Source organism: Kytococcus sp. HMSC28H12 (genome assembly GCF_001816045.1).
Lineage (GTDB): Bacteria > Actinomycetota > Actinomycetes > Actinomycetales > Dermatophilaceae > Kytococcus > Kytococcus schroeteri.
In genome coordinates this window covers 1-5,480 of the sequence record NZ_KV824546.1, presented here as the reverse complement: position 1 = coordinate 5,480, position 5,480 = coordinate 1, and the positions used below count along the sequence as shown (strand labels likewise).

Annotated in this window: 6 protein-coding genes and 1 pseudogene; 6 read left to right on the top strand and 1 reads right to left on the bottom strand. The window is 76.5% G+C overall.

Translation table 11 applies throughout. From position 1 onward, the window contains the following. On the top strand, positions 1-601 hold a 601-nt coding region (locus tag HMPREF3099_RS08180; RefSeq protein ID WP_237769799.1), incomplete at its 5' end, for an NUDIX hydrolase. A gap of 87 nt (positions 602-688) precedes the next feature. On the opposite strand, the gene HMPREF3099_RS08175 is transcribed toward HMPREF3099_RS08180, so the two are convergent. Further along, positions 689-1,162, bottom strand: a complete 474-nt coding sequence (locus HMPREF3099_RS08175) for a phage holin family protein (protein ID WP_083323630.1) — start codon at positions 1,160-1,162, stop codon at positions 689-691. A 135-nt stretch (positions 1,163-1,297) separates the two neighbouring features. On the opposite strand from HMPREF3099_RS08175, the gene HMPREF3099_RS08170 reads away from it, so the two are divergent. The 5 genes and pseudogenes from HMPREF3099_RS08170 to HMPREF3099_RS08150 all read left to right on the top strand — a co-directional run. After that, positions 1,298-2,161, top strand: coding sequence for a Fic family protein (locus HMPREF3099_RS08170; RefSeq protein ID WP_070705517.1), 864 nt, complete (start codon positions 1,298-1,300; stop codon positions 2,159-2,161). Positions 2,162-2,450: 289 nt separating this feature from the next. Next, entirely contained in the window at positions 2,451-3,173 is a 723-nt protein-coding gene (locus HMPREF3099_RS08165) for a CpaE-like family protein (RefSeq protein WP_141762079.1), read from the top strand. Continuing rightward, entirely contained in the window at positions 3,170-4,306 is a 1,137-nt protein-coding gene (locus tag HMPREF3099_RS08160; RefSeq protein WP_070705514.1) for a TadA family conjugal transfer-associated ATPase, read from the top strand. The genes HMPREF3099_RS08165 and HMPREF3099_RS08160 overlap by 4 nt, the downstream gene beginning before the upstream one ends. Then, the gene (locus HMPREF3099_RS08155; protein ID WP_083323629.1) at positions 4,294-5,088 is read left to right on the top strand and encodes a type II secretion system F family protein; all 795 of its coding nucleotides are present in this window, start codon (positions 4,294-4,296) and stop codon (positions 5,086-5,088) included. The genes HMPREF3099_RS08160 and HMPREF3099_RS08155 overlap by 13 nt, the downstream gene beginning before the upstream one ends. Then, positions 5,085-5,480, top strand: a pseudogene (locus tag HMPREF3099_RS08150) (hypothetical protein); the annotation flags it as partial. The gene HMPREF3099_RS08155 and the pseudogene HMPREF3099_RS08150, both read left to right, overlap by 4 nt.

Here is a 5,480-nt window from a genome sequence, read left to right as displayed (position 1 = left end):
CCGCGTCGACGCCGCGCCGATGGAGCGCCTCGCCCGCCCGCTGGCCACGCCGCCGGCGCAGGGGGTGCCTGCTCGCCGTGACGCGGCCGTCCTCGTGCTCGTGGGGCCCGAGGGGGTGGTGCTCACCCGCCGTGGGTCGAGTCTGGCGCACCACGCCGGCCAGGTGTCCTTCCCCGGTGGCGGGGTGGACGCCGGTGAGACCGCAGAGCAGGCCGCCCTCCGCGAGGGGACCGAGGAGGTGTGCCTCGACCCCGCATCGGTGCAGATGGTGGCCCGCCTGCCGCGGTTGCCCGTGGCGCCCAGCTTCCGCCCGGTGACCCCGGTGGTGGGTTGGTGGGAGCGGCCGCACGCCCTGTCCGTGGGCAGCGAACTGGAGGTCGCCAGCATCCACGTGGTGCCGCTGGGCCACCTGGTGGACCCGGCGCGGCGCTTCACCGCCCGACTACCCGGGGTGGGGCGCACGACGCCGGGTTTCGACGTGGACGGACTGTTCGTCTGGGGGTACACGGGGTGGCTGCTCTCCACCGTGCTGCGCCTCGGTGGGCTCGACCGGCCGTGGGACCCGCGCGACGTCCGCGACGTGCCGGACGGCTACCGCTGAGGGAGCCGGGCCGTCCCCGGACGCGGCGACGGCGGCCACCCCGGTGGGGTGACCGCCGTCGCGGTGCGTCGCAGTCCCGGCGGGACGTCAGGAGCGCGGCGTGGTGGTGTTGGGGTCGGCCGCGGCCTTGAGCGTCTTCTGGGTGCGGTCGGCGGCCTTGATGGCGCGCTCCGGCTTGCCCTTGATCTTCTTCATCTGCGAAAGGCCGAACAGGGCGCCGATGCCGGCGAAGACGAAGAGCACGGCGGCCACGATGAGGAAGGCGGCCCAGTGCGGCAGCACCAGGGCCAGCGCCAGGGCGGCGGCGATGAGCAGGATGCCGAAGCCGTAGGCGGCGAGCACGGCGGCGATGCCGAAGCCGGCGCCGGTCTTGATGCCCTTCTGGACGTCCTGGTTGATCTCGGCCTTGGCCAGGGCGATCTCGTCGCGGACCAGGGACTGGGCGTTGGCGGCGGCGTCGCTGACGATCTGGCCGAGGGACCGCTCGTTCGCGCGCTCGGTCACGGACGCGGAGGTGCGGCCGGTGGTGGAAACGTTGGTCTTGGAGGCCGGGATGGCCATGACTACTCCCGTCGTCGGTTCTGCGGCAATGCTAGTGAGTCTTCTCCCGATTGTGCGCCCCGCCGTGCCGGGGCGCCAGTCCACACCCCGCACAGTGCCGCGTCTCACGCCGGGACCGGTCCCTACGCTGTGCGCATGGTCCAGCCCCCCACGTCGTCCTCCGCCCACCCCCTGCTGCGCGTGGCGGAGCTGTCCGGCGTGCGGGAGGCGGCCGACGCGGCGCGCGACGCCTGCACCGCCCTGCGCTGGCACGAGGCGCTGCGCCGGCGCTCCGCCGAGTGCGCCACCGAGGCGCGGGTGCACGGGGCGTGGGCGTCGGCATCGTTGGAGGGGGCCGAGCTGCCCGTGGACTGGGTGCGCGAGGCGATGGTGGGGGCGCGCGCCTGGTCGCCGGCGCCCGACCCGGTGGAGGCGGTGGTGCGGGGCGCGGTGCGGGCCACCGAGGAGGCGGTGCACCTGGAGGGGTTGGTGGGTTCCTCGCCGAGCCAGGTGCTGGCGCGCCTGCACACCGCCGCGGCCCGGGGGCTGGTGGCCGACGACCAGCTGGGGCGTCCCCGCGCCGAGGGGGAGCAGGTGCGGGAGCTCACGGAGATGGGTCCGGCGCCGGACGTGCGGCAGGTGCAGCAGCGGCTGGCTGGGCTGCGCGAGGTGCTCACCGCGCCCCCCGAGGTGCCGGCGGTGGTGGTGGCGGCCGTGGCCCACGCCGAGGTGCTGGCGGTGCGTCCCTTCGTGCGTGGCAACGGCGTGGTGGCGCGGGCGGTGCAACGGGCCGTGGTGCGTTCCCGCGGGCTCGACCCGATGGGGGTGGCGGTGGTCGAGGCGGGGCACCGCCCGGGCGGCGGGGTGGAGTACCTGGGGGCCGCTGCGGCCTACGCCACGGGGACCCCGGAGGGCGTGGCACTGTGGGTGCGGCACGTGTGTGACGCAGTCGTCGGCGGGGCGCGGGCGGGGGAGCGGATCTGCGACGCGGTGCGGGTCGGGCGGCTCCCGGGGGTGTGACGGGGGCCGGGTGGTCCGGTTCCGTCTTGCATTTCGCCCCGAGCGGGGTGCATTATGGTTGCAACGCGCTCCCTTCGGGTTGAGCGCGCGGCGCACCTGCCTTTCCCCCCCAGGGCATGGCGCGCCAGAAGGCCCCAGCTGCCCCCCCGGCTGGGGCCTTCGCTTTGCCCGGGGGATCTCCCGTTCTCCACAGGCCCGGGGGTGTTCTGCCGACGGGCTCGGGGGCTGGTCCACAGGAGTGCCGTCGAGGCCCGGCGCGGGGGTGCTGGCCGGCGCGATCGTTCTGGCCATGACGACACACGTGATCGGGATCGGCGGGGCCACCGGCGGGCTGGGGGCCTCCACCCTCACCGCTGCCGTGGCGCTGCGCGCGGCCTCGGCGGGACTGCGCACCGTGGCCGTGGACACCTCCCGCTGGGGCACGGCGCTGGCCATCGCCCTCGGCATGGAGTCCGCGCCCGGCCTGCACTGGGACGACCTGGTGCGCAGCGACGGGGCGTTGCCCGGCGAGGAGCTCGTGGGCGCCCTGCCTAGGGCGCACGGCGTGGCCCTGCTGGCGCGCGACGGCATCGGGTCCGGGGTGTGGACCGACCTGCCCCGCCACGTGGTGCACCACGCGCGCCGGGCGGTGGCCGGCGTCGCTGACCTCGTGCTGGTGGACCTGCCGCCGGTGGGGTCCGGGGAGTTCCTCGGGTGGGCCAGCTGGTGCCACGGCGTGTGGGTGCTCGTGGGGTCGAGCCCCACCACGGTGGCCGTCGCGCCGGCCCTGCGCGGCACGCTGGGCGCCCTGCCCGGGGACGCGTCCCTGCTGGTGCGTGGCACGGACCGCCCCGGCGGGGCCTTGGTGCCCGCGGTGGAGGACCTCACGGGGCTGCCGGTGCAGGGCGTGCTGGCCGACGACCCGACCGTGGGGCGGTGCGAGCGGGAGGGGCGGCCCGTCGGGGCGTTCGACGGGCCGGTGCGCGAGGCGGCCGACACCCTGCTGCTCGGTGCGGTGGAGGGTGTGTCGTGAGCGCTCCGTCGAGCATCCGTGAGCAGATCTCCCGCGGGCGGGCTCCCAGCGAGCGCACCGTCGGTGAGGTGGCCGGGGCGCAGCGGCTGCGTCTGGGGGACCGAGGAGTGCGCGAGCGGTCCCAGCGGTTGGGCCGCAGCGTGCTGGGGGCCGGGCCGTTGGAGCCCGTGCTGGCCGAGCCCGGGGTGACCGACGTACTGGTCAACGGCACTGACGGGGTCTGGGTGGACCGCGGCCGGGGCCTGGAGCGCGACGCCACACCGATGGGCTCGGCCGAGGACCTGCGCCAGCTGGCGGTGCGCCTGGCCGGCCTGGCCGGGCGGCGCCTGGACGACACCGCACCATGCGTGGACGGGCTACTGCCCGGGGGCATCCGGCTGCACGCGGTGCTGCCCCCGCTGGTGGACGGGGCGGCGCACCTCTCGTTGCGTGTTCCCCGGGAGGTGGTGCCCAGCGTCGAGGAGATGCTGCGGCTGGGGACGCTCGACGAGCTCGGAGCCCGGGTGGTGCGCGACCTCGTGGCCCGACGGCTGGCGTTCGTGGTCTCCGGCGGGACCGGCAGCGGCAAGACGACGCTGCTGGCCACCCTGCTCAGCCTGGTGGACCCCGCCGACCGCATCCTCGTGGTCGAGGACGTCCGGGAACTGGCGGTGCAGCACCCGCACGTGGTGCGCATGCAGTCCCGCTCGGCCAACGTGGAGGGGCGCGGCGCCATCGACATGACGCACCTGGTCAAGCAGTCCCTGCGCATGCGACCCGACCGGGTGGTGGTGGGTGAGGTGCGCGGTCCGGAGATGCGCGAGCTGCTCGCGGCGCTCAACACCGGGCACGAGGGTGGGTGCGGCACGGTGCACGCCAACGCCATCGAGGACGTGGTGGCGCGCTTCGAGGCCCTGGGTGCCCTGGCGGACATGACGCCGCAGGCGGTGCACGCCCAGCTGGGCAGCGCACTGGACTGCGTGCTGCACGTGCGGCGGCTCCCCGAGCGGCGGGTGCTGGCCCAGGTGGGGGTGCTCGTGACCGGTGACGACGGCCGGGTGCGCTGCCTGCCGGCGATGGACTTCCGCGACGGGGCGCTGCGGCCCGCGGCCGCCTGGGAGCGCCTCGAGGCCCTGCTGGGGTGGTCGTCGTGACCGGGGTGCTGGTGGCGTTGCTGGTGCTGGGCGCCGGGGTCCTGTGGCCGGTGCGGGCCCGCCACGAGGTGGTCCTGGGCCTCAGCGATCTGGCTGGGCGCCGGGAGCGGGCCGCGCGGCAGCAGGCCACGGTGGCCTCGGTGCGTGGGCTGCTTGCGGTGGACCCGGTGGCGGCCACCGGCACCGGGGTGCGGGGACTGCTCGGGCGGGCACGGGCCCGGTTCGGCACGGTGCGGGTGACCGACGACGCCGTGCTCCGGCTGCTCGACGGGCTGTCCAGCGCGCTCTCGGCGGGCCTGCCCCCGCACGCGGCGCTGGAGGTCGTCGCCTCCGCGGGGCCGCAGGTGCCCTGGCTGGACCCGGTGCGCCGTGCCGCTGCGGCGGGCTCGCAGCTGGGGCCGGCGTGGAAGGAGCTGGCCACGCAGCACGAGAGTCCGGCCCTGCGGCACGTGGCCAGCGCGTGGGCGCTCTCGGAACGCTCCGGTGCGGCCCTCGCCCCGGCGGTGGCCACGGCAGCCGACACGGTGCGGCGCAGCCGGGAGAGCCGGCAGACGGCGCAGGCGGCGGCCTCGGGCGCGATGGCCTCCATGTACATGCTCTCGCTGCTGCCCCTGGTGGGCCTGGCCGGCTCCTCGGTGCTCGGCTGGTCGCCCCGGGAGCTGTACCTCGAGCAGCCGCTCGGCCTGGCCAGCGCGGTGCTGGGAGTGGTGCTGCTGGTGGTCGGGTGGGCCGTCTCGCGTCGGCTGGTGCGCCGCGCCCTGCGTGGGCAGGTGGTCCGGTGAACCCCGCGGTGCTGCTCGTCGCCCTGCTGTCCGCGAGCGCGGTGGCCCTCTGGTGGCCGACGTCTCCCGCCGCGGACGGTGGCGAGGGCGGGCGGCGTCGGGAACGCAGCGGTCGGCGGCTGTTCGGCCTTCTGCCCGCCCGGCGGGAGGAGCCGGTGGCCGACGTCGACGACCTGGCCGCGGTGCTCGACATGCTCGCGCTGGCCCTGGACTCCGGGTGCGCCGTCACCGACGCCCTGGAGGTGGTGGCCGACGAGGTCCGCGAACCGCTCGCCGGCCAGCTGCGGCAGGTGGTGGCCGCGCGGCGGTGGGGTGTCACGGGCGCCCTTGCCTGGGAGGGCCTCCCGGCGCCGTGGACCCCGGTCGCGCAGGCGCTCACGCTCGCGCACCTG

Bases quoted from the DNA above. Each gene is read 5' to 3' on its own strand.
- HMPREF3099_RS08170 (WP_070705517.1), top strand. From the start codon at position 1,298: ATGGTCCAGCCCCCCACGTCGTCCTCCGCCCACCCCCTGCTGCGCGTG.
- HMPREF3099_RS08175 (WP_083323630.1), bottom strand. From the start codon at position 1,162: ATGGCCATCCCGGCCTCCAAGACCAACGTTTCCACCACCGGCCGCACC.
- HMPREF3099_RS08165 (WP_141762079.1), top strand. From the start codon at position 2,451: ATGACGACACACGTGATCGGGATCGGCGGGGCCACCGGCGGGCTGGGG.